The sequence below is a fragment of the Candidatus Bathyarchaeota archaeon genome, from assembly GCA_029882535.1.
Lineage (GTDB): Archaea > Thermoproteota > Bathyarchaeia > Bathyarchaeales > SOJC01 > JAOUKM01.
In genome coordinates, this window is record JAOUKM010000014.1 from 1 (window position 1) to 25,432 (window position 25,432).

Below are 25,432 nucleotides of genomic sequence, written 5' to 3' on the forward strand. Positions count from 1 at the left end.
TATGCGCACCACCAACTGCAGATCTTTAGCAAACCCTATTTCTACGTCCTTCTATGAGATAAAACAATGCATGCATGATCGGTGCATCTACTCAATAAGTTAGGGCACTTTCTGCTTCTTCAAGAACCCACTCGAGAGCCTGTTTCGCCGCTTGCCAAGCGACACTCTTCCATTCAATATACGGTCCTTCAGTTGCTCTCTGCCTCTTAAGTCCCTCTAGCCGTTTCCTAATTTCTTTTTCTGTTCTCATTTTTTGTCATCTCCTTTTGTTAACATTATTTCTTTCATTTTTCCAGCTCATATAGTCCTTGATAGCGGCCTCCAGCGTATTTGAGGCCAATACTGAGCAGTGGATGTCTGATTCAGGAAGACCGTTAAGAGCTTCGAGAATTCTTTTAGAATCAAATTTTTGGACTTCGAAGATGTGTTTACCCTTAATTAATTCCGTTATGATGCTGCCACAAGCTATACTTGCACCACAACCATCAGTCAAAAACTTTGCCTCTACAATTTTACCGCTCCCTATTTTTAGGGATATTTCCATTGTATCACCGCATGATCCAGTGATTCTCGCAACGCCAGTGGCTTCTTCTATACGACCAACATTTCTAGGGTTCATAGCATGATCAATAGCTTTTTTTGAGTAGATCTTGCGCATTTCGGAAATGACCATTTTTTCAATTTTATTGAACCCCAAAACTGGCAGTCTTCCTACGTGTTTTGTCTTGCTCAGACTTAGCATACTAAGCAATACATAGTGTGTTTCTGAAGACGAGTTTTCCTTTCTCAATGATGGATAGAGTTATTTCTTACGTGATTCTTCCAAAGCGTCTTCAACCGCTTCTGCAACTTTAGTGCCAGCTTTTGCCAAAATTATAGTCACATCATGGTGTTCAAGTATTGATGATGCGCCAATACCTAATTGTGGAGCAATCACCAAGTCAACTTTAGAATCTACCAATTCTTTAACTGCAATTGGGCCAGCCCCATGTTCGTAAGAGAGAGCAGGATTCTCAATAACCTTCGATACCTGAATCTTGCCGTCTTCAATTTCTACCATTGTGAATGTGTTCGCTCTACCAAAAACCTCTGAAACATTATCTTCTAATCTTTTCTTTCCATTTGTTGCCACAGCTATTCTAAACTTCTTTTTCAACTGGTATCCTCCACAAAAGATGGAAAGTATAGGCTAGAAACTTCGTCCTCCTCTGCTTCTCCCTCTACGTCCTCTTGGAGACCCAGGATCTAGCCTATGTATCACGTAGACTGATGCTCCACAATTCGCACAGTTTGGAGGTTTCGGGATTCCTTGAGGGACTTCGATGATTTGTCCGCAGTTACTGCATTGAAAACGTTTCGTTGGAAGACTCGACTGGTTCACGGTCCTATTGTTGCTTTTTTCCTTGTTCAAGCGTCGTCTTTAACTCTTCAATTCTGGACTCAATTTCACCCATCTCTTGTTCAAGGTCTGCTCTTTCTGCTTCCAACTCTTTTTTGTAATTTTCTAATGCTGCAACTTCCTGTTCTGGAGACTGGGGTTGTGTTACTGGCGGATACACTGGTGGATAAACGTATGGGTATCGTGGTGGTTCTGGTGAATACATTGGAGGCGGATAAGGTTGTTGATATTGCGGTGAGTAACCCCACCAACCTCTGCCGAAGCTCCTACCAAAGCCTCTGCTCCATCCTCTGTCGAAACCTCTACCGCGTCCTCTGCCCCGTCCTCTCCCAAAGCCATATCCTCTCCTGAATCCAGGGATTGGATTCATGAATCCAGGAACAGGATAACTAGCGCAATAGCCTGCTGCTCTCCCAGTCATGGGTCCTAAGCCCCATGGTCCTGTTCTATCTCCTCTTGGCATTTCTTATTTCACCTCTATTTTTGTGTTTATGCACATTTATATTTATTAGATAATGCACAGAAATATATAAAAGTTACGGATGGATTATTATAAGTGATTAAGATGGCGTGGAGACGCAGACATAGACGAGGTAGAAGAGGAAGGTTCCCCAAACCAGTCACCATACCAAATCCCCCGAAGGTAGAGAGGCTTGTTCCAGAACCAAAAACAAGCTCCAGATCCATCTGGATTGAACCAGCAGAAGTTGAGGCACTAAGACTAGTTGACCTTGAAGGGTTGTCTCAGGAAGAAGCAGGCAGAGAAATGGGCGTCTCAAGAGGAACTATTTGGAGATTTCTTCAAAGTGCAAGGAGAAAGGTTGCTCAAGCCTTAATTGAAGGAAGACCTCTTGCAGTTTCTAATGAAGCAAATCAGAGAACTAATAGTTAATTTCTGACTAGTTTTTGTTTGCGTGCGCATGAAAGTGTCAAAACATATGTGAGATGGACGCTAGAGACATGGAAGGCTTATCAGTTCTGATGGGGACAAGTAGCTTGATGCTGTTCCTAATAATTGCAAGTTTATTTTCGATAAGTGTAATTGCCTTTGTTGGGGTAGTTAGTCTTGCATTTAAGGATGAGGTACTTGACAGTATTTTATTATGTCGGGTAGGATTTGCTGCATGCGCCTTAATAGGCGGAGCGTTTTTGCACTTATTACCTGAAACGGTAGAAAGGTCGACCAGCATGAACATCTTCCTAGTGTTGTCTCTTGGCTTTTTACTTTTTGGCTTCATGTTTATGCATTTTGTAAAACTTTATTTTTTGCATTAAGATGGGAGTTACTAATTTGGAAGATCTAAGAAAATTGGCTTTCGGCCCTGTTCCATCAAGACGCTTAGGACGAAGCTTGGGGATAAACAATGTTCCAGCGAAAACTTGCACATATTCATGCGCCTACTGCCAAGTAGGAAAAACCCTGACCATGACGACTAAAAGGCAATCCTTCTATGCACCAGAAGTGATATTCAACGAGGCCAAAAGGAAAGTAAATGAAGCACATTTCAGGAATGAAAGAGTTGATTATCTGACTTTCGTTCCTGATGGAGAGCCAACTTTAGACGGGGGCCTGGGCAGGGAGATATCCTTGTTGAAGCGGATTAGGATTCCGATAGCTGTTTTGACTAATGCTTCGCTGATTTGCTGCAATGATGTGAAGGAAGATTTACTTGGCGCTGATTTAGTTTCTTTGAAGGTTGATGTCGTCAGCGAAGGCTTATGGAGAAGAATAAATAGACCGCACAAAGCCTTTAAACTAGGATCCATTTTGGAAGGTATAACGGGGTTCGTAAGGGATTTCAAGGGAACTGTTGTCAGTGAAACGATGCTTATAGATGAGATAAATTATGGAAACGAATTTGAGAAGCTAGCAGATTTTCTGGAACATCTGAAAAGACTGGATAAGGCCTACATCGCAGTTCCAACGAGACCGCCAACCGAGAAGTGGGTTAGACCAGCTAGAGAAGAAATAATAAACGTTGCCTTTCAAGCTTTTTCCAGCAAACTTAGCCCAGATAGAGTTGAGTATTTAATAGGTTACGAGGGAAATGCCTTCGCTTTCACTGGAAAAGTTGAAGAGGATCTGCTGAGTATAACTGCGGTGCATCCAATGCGCATAGAAGCGGTTAAGGAGCTTTTGAGAAAGGCAGGAGCTGATTGGAGTGTTGTTGAGAAACTCTTACGTGAATGTAAACTTATGGAGCTTGATTATGAAGGGAACACATACTATATGCGAAGGCTGCTAAACAGAACTTAGACAGACACACATATAGTTCAGCTCAGAATTTTTGACAGGATTTGGGGCAGAAAGAGTTAGACGGATTTCTTCAGCTATGTCCTGCATGCATGTAACTCCTGTTCAATCTCACTCTAATGATGCTGTACCTCAGGCCTTGACGAGATACAAGCGCTCATTGTCAATCTGACTCTTTTACTTCTGCCTCGGCATGGCCGATTGCAATCTCAGCAATCTCAGAATGCGCACGCGCATCTCCTTTCTTCATTGTATCCTTCGAATTCTGCTGAGTATGTCTTTCCACATCTCGCTTATCTCGAGTGAAACTCCGCTTTCAGAGGAATATTCCACGACAGGCGTTTCGGAAACCATGGCTTTCGTGACCATAGAGTCGAAAGGAACTCTTCCGATAACACCAATCTTCTGTCTGCTGCAAAACTGTTCAATTTTTTTGGTGTTTCGCTGGTTCAAGTCATATTTATTTATGCATACCAGTGGTTGCACGTTAAAGTGGGCCAGAAGTTGTAACACACGTTTCATGTCGTGGATTCCGGAGACTGTAGGTTCAGTGACAATGACTCCCATGTCCACTCCAGTTACTGAAGCAATTACAGGACACCCTATCCCTGGTGGACCGTCGATTAGGATTAGGTCGCATTGTCCTTTCTCCGCGGCTTCTTTCGCGTTCTGCCTCGCTAAGGTAACTAGTTTACCAGAGTTTGCTCCACCGGGGGACAATAATGCATGAGATAACAAGCCATACTTAGTCTTGGATATGAAAGCTTCGCCAGAAACACGTTCCTTCAAGGTTACGGCGTCTTCTGGACAAATGACGACACAAGTACCGCAACCTTCACAAAGAATTGGATCGATCTGAAAGTCTGCTATGGCTCCGAATCTACAAGCCTCTTGGCACAGGCTGCATTCAACACATTTTTCGGGATCTATTTCAGCTAGTTTTGGGCCTTCAAACTCTTGAGTCTTTATAATTGTTGGATGAAGAAGAATGTGGAGATCAGGGGCATCGACATCGCAATCCACTGTAACTGAGTTACGAGCTAAAGCAGCGAAGGAGGCTGTGATTGTTGTCTTTCCAGTCCCACCCTTTCCACTTAAGATTGTTATCTCTTTCAAACCTGCAAGCTCTCCTTTATCTTGTCGAGAAGCCCACGGAACTTCTCCTTCCATTCCGGCATTTCCAACACAAAGGGCTTTCCAACAGAGTATAGTTCCGCTATGTTTCTCTCATAAGGAATTTCCAGCAAGATGGAAATCGCTTTTTCTCTGCAAAATGTGTGGACCTTTTTATCCCCGATTCCAGCTCTATTTACGACAACACCAAAAGGGATTTTGAGCTTGCTTAGCACCTCAACTGCGATTTTCAAATCGTACAAACCAAAAGGGGTAGGCTCAGTTACCAGAATAGTGTAATCACTGCCATGGACGGCTTCGATCACGGGGCATGATGTGCCCGGGGGAGAATCAATAATGATGTCACCTTCTTTGGGCGGTTGCATCTGTTTTTTTACTGCTTTTATTACAGGAGTCGCCATGGGTTCACCGACGTTGAGCTCGCCATAGACTAGTTTAACCCTTTTTACAGATCCCCTTTTTGTCGTTCCAATCTTCCGTTTCTTCTTATTTATTGCATTCCTAGAGCAGACGATTGCGCAGCCGCCACAGCTGCTGCAGAGTTCTGGAAAAAACATTATTCTCTGGTTGGTGACGAAGATAGCGTTGAACTTACAGAATTTGGCGCATTCTCCACAATAGTCACATTTTTTTTCTTCGACAACTGGAATCTGTACGTAAACAGGCTTTGTTTCTGTCACTTTTGGATGTAGGAGCAAATGAGCATTGGGCTCTTCAACATCACAGTCTAGGAGTTGAATATTTTCTAGAGATATAGCCATGTTTACTGCTACTGTGGTTTTTCCAGTACCCCCTTTACCACTGGCTATTGAGAGAATCATCGCACGCCCTTCAAAATTGGCACTTTCTTCAAGGATGTCGTGCCTCGTGACAGCCTTCTGTTAGTTCTTCCAGCTCATCTCTATTGTAAGCTATAATAACATCTTTGACTGTGTGTGAATTCGCCCTTAGGACTGCTACTTGTTCACCTTGGTAAATGCTTAGACCTCTTGGGCCCATACCATAGGCTATTATCACATTTGGTTTAAGGTTCAAGATGAAGCCAGCCCGTCTCCCCCCACCACCGAAATGTTCACCTGCATTAGGTACTGTCTTTTGGTCTATCATCTGTCCGTTTTCGTCTAGATCAATGACGGCAAAGAAGGGGGTTCTCCCAAAGTGCTCAGAAATCTGGGCGTCCAAACCAGACTCGTCGACCACAGGAATTACTATTCTCACAGATAACCACCTCCTCTTCCAAAGCATTTTTGTCGGTTTCGTTGTTTTTGTTTGAGTTGCACGTCTCGCGCATCCTTATCCCCGTCGCCTTCTTTGACCACGTCCCATTCCTTGACCCATGCCAAAGTGACCACGTACATTTGGTGTCTCAGTCTGATGCAGCTCTCCCCGTTTGAATCTTTCAATAATTTCCTTAATTGTTCCAAAGGCACCCACGAATACATCAATTTCTGCAGCTGAAAGTGTCTGGAATGCATTTGGTCCAACATTGCCTGTAATTACAGCTTTAACGCCTTTGCCTGCTAAAGACTGGGCTGCTTGAATCCCAGCTCCACCCATCGCTCCTGCAGCCGCATTTGTCATTACCTCAAAACTCATAGTCTCAGAGTCAACGATCAAGAAGTATGAGCATCTGCCAAATCTCCGGTCCACTTGGGAGTCCAAAGTTTTTCCAACAGCAGAAACAGCTATCTTCAATTCTTCACACCTCCTTTAACACTAGATTGCGGCATCTTCTCCGATTTTTTTCTCTTTTTCAAGAACTCTTCAACTTTCTTGACAATGTCCATAAAAGCCTTTGAAGCTGGAGAATTGGAATGTTCAATTATGAAAGGTAATCCTTTGTCAGAGTCACGGCAGATTTCTGAGTCAATAGGAATCTTGCCAAGATAAGGAACTGCCAAGTCTTCTGCTATCTTCTTGCCTCCACCTGCTTTGAAAATATCAATTTGTTCTCCGCACTTCGGACAGATAAACCCGCTCATATTCTCTATTATGCCGATTACTGGTATGTTCAGTTGCTTGGCGAAGGTCACTGCCTTCTTCACTACGATTTGAGAAACCTCCGAAGGAATTGTTACAATGACCACTCCGTCCATATCTGGCAGAAGTTGCATAACACTGAGGGGTTCATCTCCAGTTCCTGGAGGAAGGTCAATGAAGAGGAAGTCGAGTTCTCCCCATACAATATCTGAAAGAAATTGTTGAATGGCTCTCATCTTTAGAGGCCCTCGCCAGATAACAGGCGACTCATCACTGGAAAGTAGAAAATCCATAGAAACAACTCTTATTCCTAGAGGACCAGTTGCTGGGAAGATGCCAGGTGGACCACCTTGAAGTTTCTGGCCTCTTACTCCCAAAATTTTTGGAATGCAGGGGCCAGTGATGTCTGCATCCAGTATTCCTATGCTATTCACGTAGCTATGAGTGGCGAAGGCCATTGCTAAGTTCACAGTTACTGTGCTTTTGCCCACACCGCCCTTGCCACTGATTATGGCGATTTTGTGCTTGATTTTGGCCATCTTGAGTTTTAGATTCTGTGACCCTTCTTCGTACAGCTGCTGCCTTGGATGAGCAGATATTTTGGAAGTTCTTGGAGGTTTGGTTTTTCCGGTCATGTATATTCACTCTCTGTATGGCTATCTCTTTGAGCTACAACATCATGGAAGACATGTTTAACACGTAAACTATATTAATACTTTATGTTTATAAAATAAACTCACATAGAGCGTTGGTGCATTTATTTGGATGATGTCGACAAGAAAATAGTGGCACAGCTACAATTAGATGGACGGACTACCGTCAAAAAGCTAGCAAAGATCATAGGTTTTTCAAATATGGGCACAAAGAAGCGAGTCGACAAACTTCTTGAAGGAGGAATTATAAGCGTATCGGCGCTGGCTAACACTAAAAAGTGGGGTCTTTATGCAGCCCTTGTATTGATTGAGATAGCGGGAGCAAAGGCTATGCATAGGCTCCTGGATCGTTTCAAGGAGTGCCCTCGTGTGGTTAACATTTTTACAACCTTGGGGGGGTACAATATTATTGCTCTCGTGGTTGCGGAGGACCGAGAAACGCTTGATAGTATATCTGTTGAGAAATGCTCTTTGAGAAGTGGTGGAGGAATTCGTAGGTCTGAGTTTTACCCAATTGGCTATATTCACTATTCGCCATTTCTGCCTGTTAGAGAATATCTTGCGCACAAAAAAAGGAATATAACACCTTGCGGGGTTGATTGCCGTCCCTGCAATCGATACAAGACAGAAAAGTGTGTAGGGTGCCCTACAACAAGTTATTACAGGGGCACTCTCTAAGCATGCGGCGAACACAAGATTTAACCAAGTCGCCTATTAAATAGATACAATTACCGCCATCTATTTTTTCTATTTGGCTGCGTTCCCAAGTTTTGCCTGTATTACATATCCTGAATCACTTTGGATAAAGACGTCCGGTTTGATGAAACCAACAGATTTGTAAGACTTTACTTGAGTTGCCGCAACTGGTATTCCATGTTTTTCAAGCTCTTCACGAGGCCAGTCAGTTATTGTGTCTTCGGTAATGGTTGGGGCTGCCATGTCTTGTTGATTTGGTGATATGTGCTCTCTAAGGTTTATGCGCGCACGTAATTAAAGCGCATAGAGGAAAAAAGGGATGCTACATCGACTTCATTAGTTGGTTTAGTATAGTAAGCTTCTGCATTTCTGTCGTTCCCTCATAAATCTCCGTTATTTTCGCGCAACGGTGGAAACGCTCTAGGTGATAATCCGCCAAGTAGCCATATCCTCCATGTACTTGGATGGCTTCATCTGTAACTTCCATGGCGACTCTGCCAGCATAAGCTTTAGCCATAGACGTTGCCATAGGGCTAACTTTTCCTTGGTCGTAAAGCCAAGCAGCCTTGTAAGTTAGCAATCTTGCTGCTTCAATTTTTGTCGCCATCTCTACTAGTTTAAAGGATATAGCTTGGAACTTAATTATTGGAGCACCAAACTGTTTTCGGTTCTTAGCATACTGGAACGCCCTCTCAAAGGCTCCTTGAGCCATGCCTACGGCTTGGGCAGCTACAGTGATTCGTGTCCCGTTGAAAAGCTCTAGTGCATAATAGAATCCTCTATTCAGTTCACCTACTAGATTGCCTTCCGGCACCTTGAGGTCACTCAGAGCAAGTGAACCTGTAATGCATGGCTTGATTCCCATTTTGCCATGAAGTTTCGTTGCTTCCAGTCCATGCCTGCCCTTTTCTACTAAAAAGAGACTTTGCCCTTTGTGTGGTGGCGAGACGTTGGGGTCTGTTTGGCACAATAAGACAAGGAAATCTGCTATGGGAGCGTTAGTTATGAATTCTTTGCCTCCATTGATAACCCATTCATCTCCGTTTTTAACAGCTGTTGTGTCCATGCGAGTTATGTCGCTTCCATGTTCGGGTTCTGTGAATGCTGCAGCGGATGTGGCGTCGCCTTTGGCTAAGGGTGGAATGACCTTTGCCTTCTGCTCGTCTGTTCCATGTTTTAGGAGAATGTCGGGAATCATGAGGTTTCCAAGGGACACTGCCGTGCCGAGTCCTGGGTCTACTCTGCACATTTCTTCCACTACTATGCAATCTTCAACTAGACCATAGCCTTGCCCACCGTATTCTTCTGGGATTCTCATGCTTGTGAATCCGAGTTTGGCTGCTTTTTTGTAGAGTTGCATGGGGAATTCTTCTTTTTGGTCAAATTCTAAAGCCAGTTCAGGGGGGAATTCCTTTTCGCAGAATTCCCGGGCAGCTCTTTTAATTTCCTTTTGTTCTTCGTTAAATTCAAATTGCACTTGTCGTTCCTTCCGTTTTTCCTTTAGACTTACACATTCTGGTCTTTCAGTTCATATACTTTACGCGCGTGCGCGTAAGCGCTCATATTCCTTTATGAATGCTTTACGCATATTGATCCTACGCTTCTCAGGTAGGAAAGAAGAGTCGACGGCGTTGAGGCTGAGCTTGAAAAGTTCAGGGACCGTGAAGTTGAGCCTTCGGTGAAGTTGCAAGTACTCATTATTCATATCAGTGTCGAACAAGGTGGGGTCATCGGTGCTTACAGTCACTTCAAGACCCCGCCCCAAAAAGGTTCTGATGGGATGCCTCTCCATTGACGGAACGACCTTTGTCCTTATGTTGCTGACAGGACATGCTTCGATGGTGATACCTCGCTTCAGAATATACTCCATCAGTTTAATGTCACTACTTGCAGCAAGTCCGTGGCCTATACGCTCGACATTGAGATCTCTTACCGCATCCCAGATACTCTCAGGTCCAGCAGCCTCTCCTGCGTGAGCAACCAAGTGTAGTCCAATTTCTTTTGCCTACGGTAGACGGGTGCGAAAGGCTTGGGAGGAAATCTTTCCTCGCTGCCTCCTATGTCGACGGAGACGATGTTGTCACCCTTGCCCTCAACCCAGTCGAGAACTTTCATTCCAACATGGGGTCCGTAGTTTCTGACGAGGTCAACTCTGAGGTTGCATTCGATGCTGAAATTGCGATGCGCCCGACGCACACCTCTATTGATGGCGTCAAGCATCAAGCTGTAGTCCAAGCCCTTTTGGACGTGGTCAGGGGCAGAGAAGCTCGCCTCGACGTATCGGACATTGCAGCGGGCGTCCGACTCCAGCATCTCATAAGTTATACGGTCAAATTGATCCTCATCTGTGATGCAATCAACCACTGTGCTGTAGATAGAGATGAAGTGAGAGAAGTTACGGTACTGGAAGAAACGGCGGGCATCTTTCAGCGTCTTATAGGGTTTTTCTATCTTGCCTTCCTCTGCAAGCCAGAGCAATGTCTCAGGTCTGATTGAACCAACGATATGAACGTGCTGCTCAACTTTGGGCAACGCCTTAATCAGTTCATCAATGTCCATTAGGCTGCACCGAAAGCCAAATATATGTTCTAAATATTCGACCATACCCCAAAACTTGTAAAACACCCAGTCTTGATGGCACATCACAGTCTAGTAGGACTTCGGCAAACCCAAAACGTGCTCACCGATAAACGCCAACGCCATCTGATGGGTTACCGGTGCAAGTCTAATCATGTTTACTTCTCTCCACCAACGTTCTATATCGTACTCCACAGCGTACCCATAGCCACCAAGAGTTTGCATAGCATGATAGACAGCTTGAATACCTGCATCAACTGCGGCAACCTTAGCCATGTTCGCCTCAGCACCGCAACGTTGTCCCTTGTCATAAAGCCAGGCAGCCCTATAATTAAGCAGTCTAGCAGCCTCAATCTTCGCTTTTGCCTCTGCAAGCGGAAACTGAATAGCCTGATAAGAGCCAATAGGAGCTCCAAAAACGTTTCTTTGCTTCGCATACTCAACAGCCTTTTTAATGGCCAAAAGCCCGATACCTCCGGCAGCTGCCGAAAAAGACATTCTTTCAGGGTTTAAAGTATCTAACACGAGATACCAGCCTTTGTCTTTCTCACCTAGCAGATTTTCCTCAGGAACCTTAAGGTCGCTTATGTAAACGTCACAGCTTTGTGAGTAGTGGATTCCATGTTTCTCTATGGGGATAACTTCGATTGCTGGGTTGGGTAGGTCTACGAGGAAGAGGCTTAAGCCTAAGGTTCTTTTTGGAGCTTTTTCTATGGGAGTGGTTCTTGTTATGAGCAGCATTCCTTTTGCCCTGTCTGCGCCTGAAATGAAGGTTTTCTGTCCGTTGATAACATATTCTCCTCCTTCCTCAACCGCCATTGTCTGCGTGTTCAAAGTATTCGTTCCAGCGTCAGGCTCTGTTAAAGCCATACAGAACTCCATGCCCCTACATATTTTAGGCAAGTACCTTTCTTTTTGACTCTCGTTCCCATGTTTAACTATCGACAAGCCTCCGAAAAGAGTAGTCAAGCACAGAAACCATATCCCAGCCAATCCGCAGCTTTCAGAAGTCAAAGTTTCCATGGCTAAAATCATTTCAAACATTCCCATCCCGCCTCCACCATATTTTTCGGGAATGACAATTCCTACAAAACCAGCATCAACCAAAGTCTTCCAGAAATCTTCAGGAAATGTGTGATTCTTGTCTTTTTCTCTCCAATATTCTGGACCAAAGTCCTGAGCTATTTCAGAGGCTGCTTGAACTATCATTTTTTGTTCAACAGTCAACTCAAAGTCCAAAGCTTCTCACCAATCCAAACTTTCTAAGGACAATAGTAACTAGCTAATGATATATTTTTTATGCGCATAAATAACGAAAGATGGCAGAACGGAGTTGCTTAAGCAGCAGATAGCGGACTTCCGTAAATTGTGGATTATTTGCCTTTCCAAGTGGGTTTTCTTTTTTCGATAAAGGCTGAAACGCCTTCTTGCAAGTCTTCACTGGACGCCACCACACCAAAGCCCTCACGTTCCAGAGCCAATGCCGCCTTCAAGTCTACGTCTATCCCCGTTTCTATGAGAGATTTCGCCACTTTCAACGCTACAGGAGCCTTGCCAGCCAATTCCTTAGCAAACTGCCGGACAGCCATCATAAATTCTTCAGCAGGCACCACCTTACCTACCAGACCATATTGAAAGGCAGTATTAGCGTCAATTATCTTCCCAGTGTACACAAGCTCCTTGGCTTTAGCCTTACCAACAAGCCTAGTGAGACGTTGAGTTCCACCCCAACCCGGAATAAGACCAATGTTAATTTCAGTCTGCCCCATCCGTGCCTTCTCGCTGGCGATACGGAAGTCACAAGCCATAGAAACTTCCATACCTCCACCTAACGCGTAACCATTGATTGCAGCAATCACAGGCTTCTCGATGCTCTCTATAGCGTTGCAGACTTCATAACCCATCTGCGACAACGCTCTGGCTTTTAGAGCATTCATGCCTTTCATGGCTTTGATGTCTGCCCCCGCCGAAAACGCTTTCTCCCCAGCCCCAGTGATGACAACCACTTTTACATTTTCGTCTTTCCGCGCGTCATCCAAAGCGGTTAGAAATTCTTTAGCTAGTTCTTTGCTCCACGCGTTTAGTGCCTCTGGGCGGTTCAGCGTTATCGTGGCTATTCCTTCACTTTTCTCATATATTATAAACTGGAATTCCATGGTTCTTTCCTCGCTATTTTTTCTCCGTCCAGTCGTAAAAGCCCTTTCCCGTTTTGCGTCCCAGCAGGTTTGCGCGCACCATCTGTTTCAAGCCAGCGGTAGGGTGAAATTTTGGGTTGATTCCTTTGGTTAGCACTTCGGCAATTGACAGAGTAGTGTCTGCGCCTATATAGTCTAATAGCATTAGGGGTCCCATAGGCCAGTTCAACCCAAGCTTGATTGCCTTATCTATATCATCTCTGCCTGCCACACCCTCCCAGTAAAGCGCCACTGCTTCGTTCAAGGCTGGGATTAGTATTCGGTTTACAATAAAGCCTGGGCTGTCTTTCTTAACCAGCACCGTCTCTTTTCCCATTTTTTGCGCCATGTCTAACACTGTCTGGATTGTTTCGTCTGAGGTTTTGATGCCTCTTATCACTTCTACGAGCCGCATCAGTTGTGGGGGGTTGAAAAAGTGCATGCCACACACTCTTTCGGGTCTTTTGGTGGCGGATCCGAGTTGTGTGATGCTAATGGAGCTGGTGTTTGACGCAATTATCGCGTGGGGCGGTGCATATTTGTCGGCTTCTTTATAGACAGATGTTTTTATTTCTGGTTTTTCGGGAACTGCTTCGACAATCAAGTCGGCGTCTTTTACGGCTTCTTCCAAGCTGAGTGTTGTGTGAATTCGGCTCAGAATTTCATTCACTTGTTCATGTGTAAGTTTGCCTTTGCTCTCAAATCTGGCTAGACTCTTGCGTATCATCTGCATACCATTGTCGACGAAACGTTGTTCGATGTCCCTGAGGTGTACTTGGAATCCGCTTTGCGCAGCGACTTGACAGATTCCGTGTCCCATCAATCCAGCACCTAATACCGCAATTTTCTTAACTTCCATTGCGTTTTTCTCCAATTAAACATAGAATAGTTGCAGGTAGCATCTAAGTTATTAGATTATCGGAAAAACTAGAATACTAAATAGGAAAAAAGAGTGATGAGCAGGAGATTTCTCCAACCTCTAAGTATTAAAACCTTGATATGCATATACAGTGAATGGGACCGAAACAATGGCGAAACAAACGGGACTAAGCGAGTTTTTCAAATCCACACTCACAACGTTGGAAAAGAAGAAAAAAGAATCAACTATACAGGTATCAGAGACTAGAGAGAAGAGAGAAACTAGAGAAAAAGTTCTGAAGCAGGAAGACCCAAAGCAGCTTCCACCTTCATATTTCGTTTCCGCCTCCTATGACGGCAAAAGAGGGATCGGTTTTATTAAGCTATATGAGCCAAAGTCTAAACGCATCTACCTTTGGCACGACACAACTGGACATAAACCATACCTGCTAACAAACCTGTCACCATATGAACTAGACCAACTGGAATCTGTAAAGACGCATACAGGCTTCGACCATTTCGAAACAATAGAGAAATTTAACCCCCTTCTGGACAAAACCGTAACTTTGACAAAGGTGGTGGCGAAAGACCCCTTAGCAATTGGAGGCAGACCAAGAGGCTGCCTACGCGAGATTATTCCCGAAGAACACGCTAAGGTTGCTGAACCTGAGCAGTCAGAAGCGAAAGTTTGGGAAGCTGCGATCAAATATTATCAATGCTACATCTACGACCGCAATCTAGTGCCAGGCATGCTATACAGTATTGAAAACGGCGAACTGGTGCCGGCAAAGGTGGACGCTGCAGAAAATGCCGTGCAAAAGCTTCAAGCTCTGTTTAGCGACGAATCAGCAAAAGAAGGGGAATATATTGAGCGATGGGCACGTTTGCTGGAGTATCCTGCACCATCATTTAGGCGCGTGGCTTTGGACATTGAAGTTTTCTCTCCAGTGGCTACACGTGTGCCTGATCCTCATGAAGCGCCTTACCCGGTTATTTGCGCTTCCTTGGTGACTTCAGATGGCGATTATCGGGTTTTATTGTTGAAGCGGAAGGGTGTAAGAAATGGAATGGAAAAACTGCTTCCCGACACTAAAGTGGAGTTTTTTGATTCTGAAGAGGATCTTCTTCAGGCGATTTTTGAGGTCTTGCGGGATTATCCTTTTGTTATTACTTTCAACGGCGACGACTTCGATTTACCATATTTGGCGCATAGGGCGTTAAAGTTTGGTATGCCAAGAAGCGCGGTTCCTATCGAGGTTGGTCGTCGTGTTTGCTTGCTGAAAAACGGCGTTCACATTGACCTGTACAAGTTTTTCTACAATCGCTCCATCCAGATTTATGCGTTCAGCAACAAATATCGCGACGTAACTCTCAATGATGTTGGCAAGGCTTTGACTGGTATGTCTAAGATTGAGTTAAGCAAACCTTTCGCTGAGTTGAACTATTCTGAGTTGGCGTGTTATTGTCTTCGTGATGCGGAGATTACTTTCAAGTTGACGAATTTCAACAATGACCTTACGATGAAGTTGATTCTGGTGCTTGCACGGATTAGCAAGATGCCTATGGAAAACGTTAGCAGGCAAGGAGTGTCGCGTTGGATTAGGAATTTTATGTACTTTGAGCATCGAAGATTCGGTATGCTGATTCCTAACACGGAGGATATTCTGGCTTTGAAGGGTAAGACGGCTACAACTGCCATAATCAAAGGTAAGAAGTATAAGGGTGCTATTGTGGTTGAGCCAGTACCTGGGGTTCATTTTAACGTTGCAGTGATGGATTTTGCAAGCCTATATCCTTCTATCATTAAGGTTTGGAATATGGGTTATCAAACGATACTTTGTCCTCATGAAGAATGCAAAGATAACATCGTGCCTGATACTCCGCATTGGGTTTGTCGCAAGAATAAGGCTTTGGAAAGCTTGCTTATTGGCTCATTAAGAGATCTGAGGGTGAAGTGGTATAAGCCGAAGGCGAAGGATAAGACGTTGTCGGCGGATGTTCGGAACTGGTACAGTGTTATTCAGAGTGCTTTGAAGGTTATCTTGAATGCGAGTTATGGGGTGTTTGGGGCTGAGGCTTTTGACTTGTATTGTCCTCCTGTTGCGGAGGCGACCGCTGCCATTGCACGGCATTCCTTGACGCAGATTGTAGACAAGGCGAGGAAACTGGGTATTGAGGTGTTGTATGGTGACACGGATAGTGTATTTTTGAAGAACCCTTCTGAGGAGCAAATCGGGGAGTTGGCGGGGTGGTCTAAAAGGGAGTTGAAGATGAGTTTGGACGTTGACAAACTTTATCGTTATGCTGTTTTTAGCTCTCGCAAGAAGAATTATTTGGGCGTTCTCGAAGATGGCAGCGTTGACGTTAAGGGTTTAACAGGAAAGAAGAAGCATATTCCCCAGTTTATTAAAGACGCTTTTGGCGAGATGAAGGAGAGGCTTAGCACGGTGGGGTCTTCTGCTGAATTTGAGGTGGCTAAAAAGGATATTAAGAAAATAGTTTTGGACCGCTATACACGTCTGAGAAGACGGGGATGGGATCATCTGGGTGATTTAGCGTTTCATGTGGTGCTTGGAGCGGCGCCTGAACATTATAGGAAAACTACGCCTCAACATGTGATGGCGGCGAGAATATTGAAGGATAAGAATATTGAGATGAAGGCTGGAGATCTTGTGAGTTTTGTAAAGATTAAACCTAAGGAGATGGCTGTTAGAAAAAAGAAGGAGTTAGTTAGCGTGATGCCGATACAGTTTGCAACAGACAGCGAAGTTGATTTAGACAAATACGTTGCCTATCTGCAGTCCACCTTCGACCAAGTACTGGATGCGTTAGGATTAGAATTCGACGAAATTATTGGATTAACTAAACTAGAAAGATTCATGTGAACTCTTTTTACTCAACATAACAGCATTCAATCTTCACGTAAAACTTGGACAATCAAAAAGCTAAAGATTGTGCGCTCACAACTCAATCACTCCCCTTATTCTAAATCAATCATCGTTCGACACAAACATACCTGATACCAAAACGAAACTTCACTAAAACATCAAAACACACAAACAATACCATCCATATTTAACGCCCAATAGCCATCTATTTGGAACCAATAGAACAACCTAGCCACAACGCTACGCGCACACTCACACAAAGTTTAAAACACCCTCCCCAAATTCTCTATGAAAGACCCTAAACAAGCGATGATCACCATGCCAAACGAAGAAGAAATGATAGTCACCCCTTGGGAGGTAAGAGGAAAAGTCGACTACGACAAACTAATTCGCCAATTCGGCACCCAACCAATAACCAACAAACTACTAAAAAGACTCCAAAAACACGTGGGAGAACTCCACCCACAACTGAGACGAAAACTGTTTTTCTCACACCGAGACCTAGACACCATCCTAGACCTCTATGAAAAAGACAAAAAATTCGTCTTATACACCGGCAGAGGACCATCAGGCCCAGTACACGTAGGCCACCTCGTACCATGGATCTTCACAAAATACCTCCAAGACAAATTCAAGACAAGACTCTACTTTCAAATGACCGACGACGAAAAATTCGTCATAGAACAACACCTCAAACTCGACGAAACAACAAAATTTGCCCACGACAACGCTTTAGACCTTATTGCCCTAGGATTCAAACCAGAAAACACCTACATCATTTTCGACGTCAAAGACATAGCACTTCTCTACGATATCGCCCTCGAAGTTGCCAAACGCGTTACCTATTCAACAACAAAAGCCGCTTTCGGCTTCCAAGACAGCACAAACATAGGATGGATTTTCTGGCCGGCAATTCAATCGGTTCCATGCTTCATCCACGCAAAACTAACAGGCGAAAACGTGCCCAGTCTCATTCCCGCTGCCATCGACCAAGATCCCTACTGGCGCGTTACCCGAGACATAGCACCCAAACTAGGCTATTGCAAGCCAGCCCAAATCCACTGCCGCTTCGTGCCAGGCCTCGGAAAAGGCGGAAAAATGAGCGCCTCCGAACCAGAAACATGCATATTCACAACTGACACTCCAGAAACAATCAAAAAGAAAATCTGGAATGCATTTACAGGAGGTAAACCCAGTGTTAAGGAGCAGAGAAAGCTCGGCGGCGAACCTGACATCTGCACCATATATCAGTATTTCCTCTATCTTTTCGAAGAAAGCGATGAAAAACTTGCCGAACTAGTAAGAAAGTGCAGGTGTGGAGAAATCACCTGTGGTGACTGCAAAGCATTACTAACCGAAAGAGTTACGAATTTCCTTTTGAAACATCAAAAGAAAAGAGAAAAGGCCAGGAATGTTGTCGAGGATTTCTTCATAACACGCTAAGATGAGGCTTCCAAGTTGGGAAAAAAGAAAATCGAGACTCCCCTTTCTAATGCCTACAGATTCTTGCATCCAATGCACACAGTACTAGTAACTTGTGCTGAAAAAGCTGGAAAAGCAAACATCATCACATTAGCATGGGCAATGCCTACATCAATCAATCCACCTCTAGTTGCCATAAGCATCAAACCAAGCCGCCACTCGTACAAACTCATCAGAGAAACACAAGAATTCGCTGTAAACATTCCAACCATGGAAATCGTGAAAGAAACATTGTTTTGCGGCAGACGAAGTGGAAAAAACCACGACAAGTTCAAAGAAACGAAACTAACATCCCTGCCGGCTAAAACCATTAAAGCACCTATAATTAAAGAATGTGTTGCTTACCTGGAATGCAAGCTACAGCAAATGTTCGTAACAGGCGACCACACCATTTTTGTCGGCGAGGTAATAGAAGCATACTCGAATGAAGAAAGCTTCAAAGAAGAATTTGACATAGAAAAAACAAAGCTCATCTATCATCTCGGTGGGAACAAATTTGCCACTCTTATACCAAAAATAGTTGAGCCATCTCTCTAGTTTTGCAACGAATACATCTCACCCGATGCTAACACAACAACTTTTACTTCGTTTCTTTTGCATACTTGCACAACTTGGGCATGCCAGCAAACGTTGCGTTCATTCGTTTGCAAATTTCGAAGCGTTTCAAATGCGATCTGTGTTGTGGTTCTTATCGGCGCATTGGAATTGTCATCGTGCCATGAATCCACAAAAACTATCCTTTCCGCTAGCCTATTTCGAAGGTTGCATGTCCCAACCATGTAATATTTGCCATGTTCGATGTCTCCTATTTCTAAAATCTTTTAACTTTCTTTGAATTTATAGAAAATGGCGTGCTGAGAAACTATGAGTCTTCCAAAAGACGTATTTGAAAAACATCAACGTGCTGGAAAGATTACGAGAGAAGTGCGAGAGAAAATGAGGAGTTTTGTGCGTGAAGGAATGCCTATAATTGAGGTTTGTGAAGAAGCAGAAGGATTAATTCGTGAGAAGGGTGGACAACTAGCTTTTCCATGTAACGTCTCTATTAACGAGGTTGCAGCCCACTATACATCGCCTCCAAACGACAAACGCGTCATTCCACCAAACTCTCTTGTAAAAGTAGATCTTGGCACACACTTAGATGGATACATTGCAGACACTGCGGTTACAATATGTTTCAATCCCGAACATGAAAACCTTGTACGAGCAGCCGAAGAAGCTCTAAAAGTCGCAGTTAAAACAGTTTACGCTGGAATATCAACATCAAAACTTGGCTCAGCAATAGAAAAAACCATCAAAACATATGGTGGATGCAAGCCTGTCTCAAACCTGACAGGGCATCAAATTGGGCGATATCTGATTCACACGGGGAAATCTATACCAAATGTTTCACACCTCATAGGCTCTAAGATAAGAGAAGGTGAAGTCGTGGCGATCGAACCTTTCGTTACAGTTGCTAACGCAGCGGGCAAAGTTAGAAACGGAGATGAAACAACGATCTTTAGATTCGTGAAACGTAGATTATTGAAAAACTCCTATGCAAAACACCTTCTTGACTACGTCGAAGAGAACTTTAGGACTCTGCCATTTTCGGAACGCTGGTTGAAGAAAGTTGTGCCTAAAGAACAGTATTTCGCCGCGTTTCAAGAACTTCTCCGTTCCAAATGTTTAATGTCTTATCCCGTCTTCATTGAAGCTAGCGGAAAACCTGTAGCACAAGCAGAGCATACGCTTTTAATTGTAAAAAATGGCTGCAGGGTTTTGACTTAAGTAAAGACTTTCTCTTTTTTCCCTTTTTGTTTAACTTCACGGTAGATAGCAGAAATCATCATAGTTCCTTCGCATTTTGTGCATGGTCCAAGTTCTTTGAGTATATAGTCGCCTCGTTCAAAGTTTCTGACGTTTTTCAATCCACATTTTGAACAAACTATCGTCGTAGTAATTGGTGGCGTTTTCAAAGTAAATCCTTGTATTCGTCTTCTAGTTTGAAACAGCATATAAGTGGACAGTGCTAGCCCTACAAAACCGATTAACAAATAATACCCTACAGTGGGATCATTCGTTAGATACAATTCGTATGCTTGGTATAACGCCGTTAAGGACAAAACGAGTACAACAATTATAACAATAAGTACAATGGAAGAAAATCTTCTTGCAGTCCGTTCTATCTCTTCACTCATCTTACTGTCCTACCCCAATGCTATTTCCTATCCCAGCAATTATGATAGTGTCTCCTTCTTTTGTTCTCTCTTTGATTACACGCTTAACCGTTTCAACTGCAACTTCGGTTGCGTCAAAAATTTCTTTTCTCATGGGTGATACTGCGTCGCCAATGTCTTCTTTAATAATCACTGCATTTATTGGAATTTTATATTTTAGAATGCTTTCTTCAATCTTATACTGTTCTGTTCCCGGCCCGCCTATGGCTGCTCCTACTCCCTCGGCTATTTCTCCGGGCTTTTCACCTTCAAGCTTCAATGCAGCATCTATCATAATTATTGCCGAGATTTTCCCATCGTTCTTTTCAACAACCCTCTTTATCGCTTCTCCAGGCTTTCCCACGTTTCCGCCCGGGCCCTCCGCTTTTATAACATATGCAGTTCGTCCTTCTAAGGGAACTTTAGCTACAACGCAATCTTTTTCAATTTTTTGTTTTCTGTGCCCATGCATTAGTTTAGCTGCGACAAGAGCACCAGCGCCGTCGCCTATGGGTTGACCGAATGAGAAAGCTTTGAGGGCGCTTGCGTAGGCTTCTGCTTCCCGCATTATCAGCGGAAGTATCATTTGGATTTGCATGATAATGTAGAGGCTGAGTGTTTTCTTTCCTAAAATGTAGAAGTGGCGTATAACTTTATAGATTATGTTTAGTGCTGCAGCTGCTTCTAGTGTGTTTTCCAAGTTGTTTATGTTTGTTTCATCTGCTGCTGGTGCCATTAGTTTAACATCGTCTTTGAAGCGGTCTTCTCGCACGTCAAGTATGTGTTCAAGTTTCCATACGATACCTGCTGGGTCCATGCTTTGGGGCGGAATTGTTACGTATTCTAAGAACTGGTCGACCCGTTTTGTAGGGTCTACCTCGGGCTTTCCTGTTTCTTTTATCGTTTTTATCGCGATCTTGCGTCCTTCGTCTCGTATGAATTTAAGGCGGAGTAAAGAGCCTTCGATTTCTCTTATCATGACATACATTTGTATTCTTTGTCCATAGAAGATCATTACTATGAAGAGAAGGGTGAAGATTATTTGGAATATCCAGCTTAGGCTGTCTTGTCCTGGAAAGAATTGTGCTGGCAGCATCTCCAGTTGTATCAATTTTGCCACAACTTCAGAAAACTATATTCACTGAGTTATAAGTCTTGGGGATTTCCAAGATGGTTTGAAGTGGGCTGCCAGCTTTTCTGGCTTCACATGGCCGAAGACCACACTAACACCTGAAACGGAGCGCGGTTTAACTTCCGAGTTCGGAATGGGATCGGGTGGGTCCCGCGCCCTTTGGCCGGCAACCTATATAGAGCGTGTTTTTTTGGTTGATTAACTTTTCGCTCATTGAGTGGTTTGGTAGGTGTTTTTGCGATGTTTTAAGGCTTTCTGGAGTTTGTTTATTGTTTTTTTGTTGATGTAGCCTTTGTGGGGTCTGAAGCCTCCGGAGAATGCTTTGGGTATGTGTAGTAGTTCGTGGATTAGGACTTTTTCTCTGTCTATTTGGTTGAGTTTGTCGTATCTTTCGGCAATTACTTCGATTAGGTATCGTGGGTGTGTTTTTAGGGCTTTTTGCCAGAGTTTTTCTAGGCTGTGGATTCGGGCTATTGTGCGTTTTGATTTGGAGCCTCTGCTTCTGAAGCAGTAAACGTATCTGGGGTCTATGTGGGTGAATTTTAGTTCCACTAGTATTGCGTTGACGAGTTGTTTTATGTCTGGAGCTTCGTAGTATTTTATGCTCATGAAGGTTTCTTTTTTCAGGGGGGATAAAAAGTGTTTTTAGCACTTTCGTGCATATGGACAGCTGATGTTTGATGGCGTATTATGTTTATGTACTTCTTTGTGAAGATGGAAGCTATTATACGGGGCATGCTAAGGATGTAGAGTTTCGTTTCAGGCAGCATAAGCGGGGAGTTGGTGCCAGATATACTCGAATGCATAGGCCTGTGAGAGTCGCTTATGTTGAGGAGTTCGGTTCGCGTGGGGCGGCTGTGCGTAGAGAGAGAGCAGTTAAACGGTTGAGCCATGAGGGTAAACGGAGACTTGCTGGGGCTTGAATGTTTAGCGGTATTACGTAAGGCATATATTTTCTGTTGTTGTGTTTGTGGTTATGGTGGGGCTGTAGTCTAGCCAGGTATGACGACGGGCTCCAGAAGATTAAACGGGTTTGCGGACCGCTCATTGGGATGACGAGTTTCTGGAGCGGTGAAAGCTAGAGAAACCCGTAGAAGCCATGCGTTGACGTGGTTTCGGGTAGAGGTCACCGGTTCAAATCCGGCCAGCCCCACTAAAACTAGTTAATGTGTGTGTTCGGCACAGTAGAGAGACTATTCTATTAGGCTTCAAATATGAATGCTGGGCTTTTGTTGTATGTGTAACGCGTTAGACCTCTAGGTTTTATTTGGTTCTTAATAGTCGGTTAATAGGCTCTAAGTATGTTTGGCGTTTTTGTGAGAGGGGAAGCTGTGTTTGAAACTGATTTAGTTCAGTTACAAATATGTTGGCCAGCGTGGGCAAAAATCTTTTTTAGCCAGATTGGTTTGAATTCATCTTGATATAGGATTGTCAAAGGAAAGGAACAATAGAGTTTTTGGTTCACTGTTGGGATATCTGCTTCCGATAGCAATATTGGTCTTAATAGCTCTCGCTTTAGTATGTGGTTTTTACTCAGCTTATGTAGAGCCTTCTCCTTCAATCTATATGTTTCTAGGAGGAATAGCCTTGGTCATCGCCGGTGTTTTGATGAAATTTTTCTTCGACCTTATCATGGTTAGAAGAAAGGAGAAAAAAGAAGAGGTGAAATTCCTGAACGATTTGCTGATGGAATGTGAAGGAAATTTGGAGTTGGTTGAGAGTAAGAAGATACGATGGTCTCAGGTTCATTTTGATATGGCTTCATATGAGATGATAAGGAAAAAGGCAATACTCACCGGCTTTTCACCTGCGCTTCGTAAACAAATTGTGGAAGTTTACCAACTAATTTCAGAGATAGAAAAACGAAAATTCCGTGCCTTTGACAAAACAACCGACGTGATGCTTGAGGAACTTGCCCAAGCGCTTTCAAAGGTCACAAAAGAGCTTAAGGAAAAAATTCCGAGTTAATGCACATGCATTCTACATATTTTGACTCTATAATTAGATCACACATACATTAAGATATCATCCGTCTTTCCTTCGGAAACTTCACGTACTCTTTTTTATCGATTATTTCTCTTAGATGCTGAACAAACTTCCAGACTTCATAATAAGTGTTATAGAGAGGTATGGGAGCAGTCCTTACAATATTCGGGGGTCTATAATCAGAGACCACGCCTCTTGCTCTTAGAGCTTCACTTATTCTCATGGCTTCTTTATGTTCAATGGCAACATGTCCGCCCCTGCGTTGAGCTTCTCTTGGTGTTCCAATTTTGAAATTGTACGGAGCCTCAGAGAGGGTTTCGTCAACTAAGTACATCAAATATGAAGTTATTTTTAGAGACTTCTTTCTTATTGCTTGCATTCCAGCTTCAAGAATTATCTTAAGGGAGCCTTCAATCGGTGCCGAACTCAAAATCGCTGGCGATGATATTTGCCACCCTCCTGCACTTTTGGAATGTTCAAAACTGAGAGACATATCGAACTGTTTATTTTTAACGTATCCAAACCAGCCGGCAAGTGCGGGCTTACGATCAAAGTTCTTCTTGTTCACGTATAGGAAGGCTGTACCGCCAGGCCCCCCATTCAAATACTTGTAACTGCACCAAAGGGCGAAATCCACATCCCATTTATCAAAGTAATGTTGTACAACACCGACGGAGTGACAACAATCAAAACCTATTGGTATTCTCCTATCATGTGCTTCATCCGTAAGATATTGCATATTGAGGAGTTGCCCACTTCGATACAATATGGAAGGAAGAAAAACCAGCGCCACTTCTTCATCCATCAATTCAACAATTTTGCTCTCATCTAACAAGCGGTCATCCGCGCTCGGGACAAGAATGAGATTCTTGCTAGGATTCAATCCTTTAAGTCTTATTGCACTCGTTAAAGCGTATATATCGGATGGAAAATCAAGTTCATCCGCAAGTATTTTTTTCCTTTTTCCATTGGGCTGGTAGAAGGTATTCACAAGTGAGTGTATATTGACAGTGGTCGTGCCTGTGGCAACTACTTCCTCATGTTCTGCGCCGACAAGCTTTGCGCACATCGCACCAAGCTCTTCAGCAAGATAAAACCATGGACGCTTCGCTCTGAGCCAAGCCGTTATCCCAAGAGACTTCCACTCGTTCAGTACCCGGAAAACTGAACTTTCAGAATCTTTCGATAGAAGGCCGAGAGAGTTTCCATCCATGTAAATTGTTCCTTTAGGGATGTAAAATCTCTGTCTGAACCTCGCAAGAGGATCCTCAGAGTCGAGCTTATGTGCGAAATCCTCTCTTGTCTCAAATCTATGATTCGTTATGATATCTACCTCCTATTTTGTGTGCGGTTAAAATACATCGCCTGAACAATATCTTATTTTTGCATGAATAGCCCGCGCATTCTCTATTGATTTGAGCCCACCTATTTGATTTGTCAAATCAGAATACTCGCACTAAACGTGGAATGGGTCGAAGAACTTTATGAAAATGAATGTGCAAGAATTACTGCAATGTAAGGCTAGATAACATGTGCACATGCAAAAGTCGCTGAACCAATATATTTCAAGCACAAAACTTTCGTCAAACTCTGTTAAAAGACGTTATTCAAAAATGTAGTCGTAGTCGTCTCCAAGTCGCCCAATGTATTTTTGGAGTTTTTGTTCTAACAACTATTCTTTTTGCTGTGCCCATCGTTTAGAAGTCCAATAAAAAGCCCGCCAACTAGAAAGGCAAAATAGAAAAGAGAGAGAAAAAGATTGACAAGCCTACGATTGTCCAAGCAGATCTCCTAAATTTAATAAAATATTCTCCCCTTAAAACCCATTACTGCTCATTTTTGGCTCTGCTATGACAGGACGTTAGGTCTTATGATGTTTTTTCAGACGATAGTGGGGAAGCCACCTAGATAGCTAGCTCCAAATTCTTAGACAAAAGTGAGTATTGGCGAAGCGTTTGGTTTTCTTGAGTGCGTGTTTCAACGGAGAATGATAGCGAGTGGAAGTGGGAGATAAGGAATTG

30 protein-coding genes, 1 tRNA gene and 1 rRNA gene are annotated in these 25,432 nt (G+C 43.5%); 10 read left to right on the forward strand and 22 right to left on the reverse strand.

The window, feature by feature from the left end; all coding sequences use genetic code 11:
* Positions 1-91 precede the first annotated feature (91 nt).
* From OEX01_05070 to OEX01_05090, 5 genes are read right to left on the reverse strand one after another with little or no spacing between them, the layout of a single operon-like run.
* Positions 92-250 (reverse strand): hypothetical protein, encoded by a 159-nt coding sequence (locus OEX01_05070; GenBank protein ID MDH5448358.1) that lies wholly within the window; start codon positions 248-250, stop codon positions 92-94.
* A gap of 6 nt (positions 251-256) precedes the next feature.
* Complete coding sequence (locus tag OEX01_05075; GenBank protein MDH5448359.1) at positions 257-790, reverse strand: iron-sulfur cluster assembly scaffold protein; 534 nt, start codon at positions 788-790, stop codon at positions 257-259.
* A gap of 12 nt (positions 791-802) precedes the next feature.
* On the reverse strand, positions 803-1,156 hold the full coding sequence (locus OEX01_05080) for a NifB/NifX family molybdenum-iron cluster-binding protein (protein ID MDH5448360.1): 354 nt from the start codon (positions 1,154-1,156) through the stop codon (positions 803-805).
* Between the two features lie 33 nt (positions 1,157-1,189).
* Positions 1,190-1,411, reverse strand: coding sequence for a hypothetical protein (locus OEX01_05085; GenBank protein MDH5448361.1), 222 nt, complete (start codon positions 1,409-1,411; stop codon positions 1,190-1,192).
* Positions 1,386-1,862 (reverse strand): DUF5320 domain-containing protein, encoded by a 477-nt coding sequence (locus tag OEX01_05090; protein MDH5448362.1) that lies wholly within the window; start codon positions 1,860-1,862, stop codon positions 1,386-1,388. The genes OEX01_05085 and OEX01_05090 overlap by 26 nt, the downstream gene beginning before the upstream one ends.
* A 102-nt stretch (positions 1,863-1,964) precedes the next feature.
* Here OEX01_05090 and OEX01_05095 point away from each other — a divergent pair, with 102 nt between their 5' ends.
* A complete protein-coding gene (locus OEX01_05095) occupies positions 1,965-2,291 on the forward strand; it encodes a DUF134 domain-containing protein (protein ID MDH5448363.1) in 327 nt (108 codons plus the stop codon).
* A gap of 399 nt (positions 2,292-2,690) precedes the next feature.
* The gene (locus OEX01_05100) at positions 2,691-3,656 is read left to right on the forward strand and encodes a radical SAM protein (protein ID MDH5448364.1); all 966 of its coding nucleotides are present in this window, start codon (positions 2,691-2,693) and stop codon (positions 3,654-3,656) included.
* 243 nt (positions 3,657-3,899) lie between these two features.
* On the opposite strand, the gene OEX01_05105 is transcribed toward OEX01_05100, so the two are convergent.
* The 5 genes from OEX01_05105 to OEX01_05125 form a co-directional block, all read right to left on the reverse strand.
* Complete coding sequence (locus tag OEX01_05105; GenBank protein MDH5448365.1) at positions 3,900-4,823, reverse strand: ATP-binding protein; 924 nt, start codon at positions 4,821-4,823, stop codon at positions 3,900-3,902.
* On the reverse strand, positions 4,766-5,608 hold the full coding sequence (locus tag OEX01_05110) for an ATP-binding protein (GenBank protein ID MDH5448366.1): 843 nt from the start codon (positions 5,606-5,608) through the stop codon (positions 4,766-4,768). The genes OEX01_05105 and OEX01_05110 overlap by 58 nt, the downstream gene beginning before the upstream one ends.
* A gap of 28 nt (positions 5,609-5,636) precedes the next feature.
* Positions 5,637-6,005: a hypothetical protein gene (locus tag OEX01_05115; protein MDH5448367.1), complete on the reverse strand. Its 369-nt coding sequence runs from the start codon at positions 6,003-6,005 to the stop codon at positions 5,637-5,639.
* Between the two features lie 75 nt (positions 6,006-6,080).
* A complete protein-coding gene (locus tag OEX01_05120; GenBank protein ID MDH5448368.1) occupies positions 6,081-6,482 on the reverse strand; it encodes a NifB/NifX family molybdenum-iron cluster-binding protein in 402 nt (133 codons plus the stop codon).
* Positions 6,479-7,402: an Mrp/NBP35 family ATP-binding protein gene (locus OEX01_05125; protein MDH5448369.1), complete on the reverse strand. Its 924-nt coding sequence runs from the start codon at positions 7,400-7,402 to the stop codon at positions 6,479-6,481. Before OEX01_05125 ends, OEX01_05120 begins: the two co-directional genes overlap by 4 nt.
* A gap of 126 nt (positions 7,403-7,528) precedes the next feature.
* On the opposite strand from OEX01_05125, the gene OEX01_05130 reads away from it, so the two are divergent.
* Positions 7,529-8,098, forward strand: a complete 570-nt coding sequence (locus OEX01_05130) for a winged helix-turn-helix transcriptional regulator (GenBank protein ID MDH5448370.1) — start codon at positions 7,529-7,531, stop codon at positions 8,096-8,098.
* A gap of 69 nt (positions 8,099-8,167) precedes the next feature.
* Here the strand turns inward: OEX01_05130 and OEX01_05135 are convergent, their stop codons facing one another.
* From OEX01_05135 to OEX01_05165, 7 genes are all read right to left on the reverse strand, one after another.
* On the reverse strand, positions 8,168-8,359 hold the full coding sequence (locus tag OEX01_05135) for a hypothetical protein (protein MDH5448371.1): 192 nt from the start codon (positions 8,357-8,359) through the stop codon (positions 8,168-8,170).
* Positions 8,360-8,438: 79 nt separating this feature from the next.
* Complete coding sequence (locus OEX01_05140; protein MDH5448372.1) at positions 8,439-9,593, reverse strand: acyl-CoA dehydrogenase family protein; 1,155 nt, start codon at positions 9,591-9,593, stop codon at positions 8,439-8,441.
* 60 nt (positions 9,594-9,653) lie between these two features.
* On the reverse strand, positions 9,654-10,100 hold the full coding sequence (locus OEX01_05145) for a hypothetical protein (protein MDH5448373.1): 447 nt from the start codon (positions 10,098-10,100) through the stop codon (positions 9,654-9,656).
* Positions 10,046-10,759: a hypothetical protein gene (locus tag OEX01_05150; GenBank protein MDH5448374.1), complete on the reverse strand. Its 714-nt coding sequence runs from the start codon at positions 10,757-10,759 to the stop codon at positions 10,046-10,048. Before OEX01_05150 ends, OEX01_05145 begins: the two co-directional genes overlap by 55 nt.
* Positions 10,760-10,765: 6 nt before the next feature.
* Positions 10,766-11,932, reverse strand: coding sequence for an acyl-CoA/acyl-ACP dehydrogenase (locus OEX01_05155; protein ID MDH5448375.1), 1,167 nt, complete (start codon positions 11,930-11,932; stop codon positions 10,766-10,768).
* A gap of 134 nt (positions 11,933-12,066) precedes the next feature.
* Complete coding sequence (locus OEX01_05160) at positions 12,067-12,849, reverse strand: enoyl-CoA hydratase-related protein (GenBank protein ID MDH5448376.1); 783 nt, start codon at positions 12,847-12,849, stop codon at positions 12,067-12,069.
* Positions 12,850-12,862: 13 nt separating this feature from the next.
* A complete protein-coding gene (locus tag OEX01_05165) occupies positions 12,863-13,726 on the reverse strand; it encodes a 3-hydroxyacyl-CoA dehydrogenase family protein (GenBank protein ID MDH5448377.1) in 864 nt (287 codons plus the stop codon).
* 169 nt (positions 13,727-13,895) lie between these two features.
* On the opposite strand from OEX01_05165, the gene OEX01_05170 reads away from it, so the two are divergent.
* From OEX01_05170 to map, 4 genes are all read left to right on the forward strand, one after another.
* Positions 13,896-16,610 carry a DNA-directed DNA polymerase I gene (locus OEX01_05170; GenBank protein MDH5448378.1) on the forward strand — a complete coding sequence of 905 codons (2,715 nt, stop codon included), beginning with the start codon at positions 13,896-13,898 and terminating at the stop codon, positions 16,608-16,610.
* Positions 16,611-16,901: 291 nt separating this feature from the next.
* A complete protein-coding gene (locus OEX01_05175; GenBank protein ID MDH5448379.1) occupies positions 16,902-18,056 on the forward strand; it encodes a tryptophan--tRNA ligase in 1,155 nt (384 codons plus the stop codon).
* 15 nt (positions 18,057-18,071) lie between these two features.
* Positions 18,072-18,632, forward strand: coding sequence for a flavin reductase family protein (locus OEX01_05180; protein MDH5448380.1), 561 nt, complete (start codon positions 18,072-18,074; stop codon positions 18,630-18,632).
* A 327-nt stretch (positions 18,633-18,959) separates the two neighbouring features.
* Positions 18,960-19,865 (forward strand): type II methionyl aminopeptidase, encoded by a 906-nt coding sequence (gene map / locus OEX01_05185; GenBank protein ID MDH5448381.1) that lies wholly within the window; start codon positions 18,960-18,962, stop codon positions 19,863-19,865.
* Here map and OEX01_05190 read toward each other — a convergent pair.
* From OEX01_05190 to OEX01_05205, 4 genes are all read right to left on the reverse strand, one after another.
* On the reverse strand, positions 19,862-20,275 hold the full coding sequence (locus OEX01_05190; GenBank protein MDH5448382.1) for a hypothetical protein: 414 nt from the start codon (positions 20,273-20,275) through the stop codon (positions 19,862-19,864). The genes map and OEX01_05190 overlap by 4 nt on opposite strands.
* 1 nt (position 20,276) lies before the next feature.
* Positions 20,277-21,404, reverse strand: coding sequence for a DUF1512 domain-containing protein (locus OEX01_05195; GenBank protein ID MDH5448383.1), 1,128 nt, complete (start codon positions 21,402-21,404; stop codon positions 20,277-20,279).
* 72 nt (positions 21,405-21,476) lie between these two features.
* Positions 21,477-21,596 (reverse strand): 5S ribosomal RNA (gene rrf / locus OEX01_05200).
* 39 nt (positions 21,597-21,635) lie between these two features.
* Positions 21,636-22,034, reverse strand: coding sequence for a putative metallopeptidase (locus OEX01_05205; protein ID MDH5448384.1), 399 nt, complete (start codon positions 22,032-22,034; stop codon positions 21,636-21,638).
* A gap of 71 nt (positions 22,035-22,105) precedes the next feature.
* Between OEX01_05205 and OEX01_05210 the strand changes: the two genes are divergently transcribed.
* The 3 genes from OEX01_05210 (at position 22,106) to OEX01_05220 (ending at position 23,393) form a co-directional block, all read left to right on the forward strand.
* On the forward strand, positions 22,106-22,348 hold the full coding sequence (locus OEX01_05210; GenBank protein MDH5448385.1) for a GIY-YIG nuclease family protein: 243 nt from the start codon (positions 22,106-22,108) through the stop codon (positions 22,346-22,348).
* Positions 22,349-22,406: 58 nt separating this feature from the next.
* Positions 22,407-22,578: transfer RNA gene (locus OEX01_05215), tRNA-Trp, on the forward strand.
* Positions 22,579-22,892: 314 nt separating this feature from the next.
* Complete coding sequence (locus OEX01_05220) at positions 22,893-23,393, forward strand: hypothetical protein (GenBank protein MDH5448386.1); 501 nt, start codon at positions 22,893-22,895, stop codon at positions 23,391-23,393.
* A gap of 49 nt (positions 23,394-23,442) precedes the next feature.
* On the opposite strand, the gene kynU is transcribed toward OEX01_05220, so the two are convergent.
* Positions 23,443-24,735, reverse strand: coding sequence for a kynureninase (gene kynU / locus OEX01_05225; GenBank protein MDH5448387.1), 1,293 nt, complete (start codon positions 24,733-24,735; stop codon positions 23,443-23,445).
* Positions 24,736-25,432 lie beyond the last annotated feature (697 nt).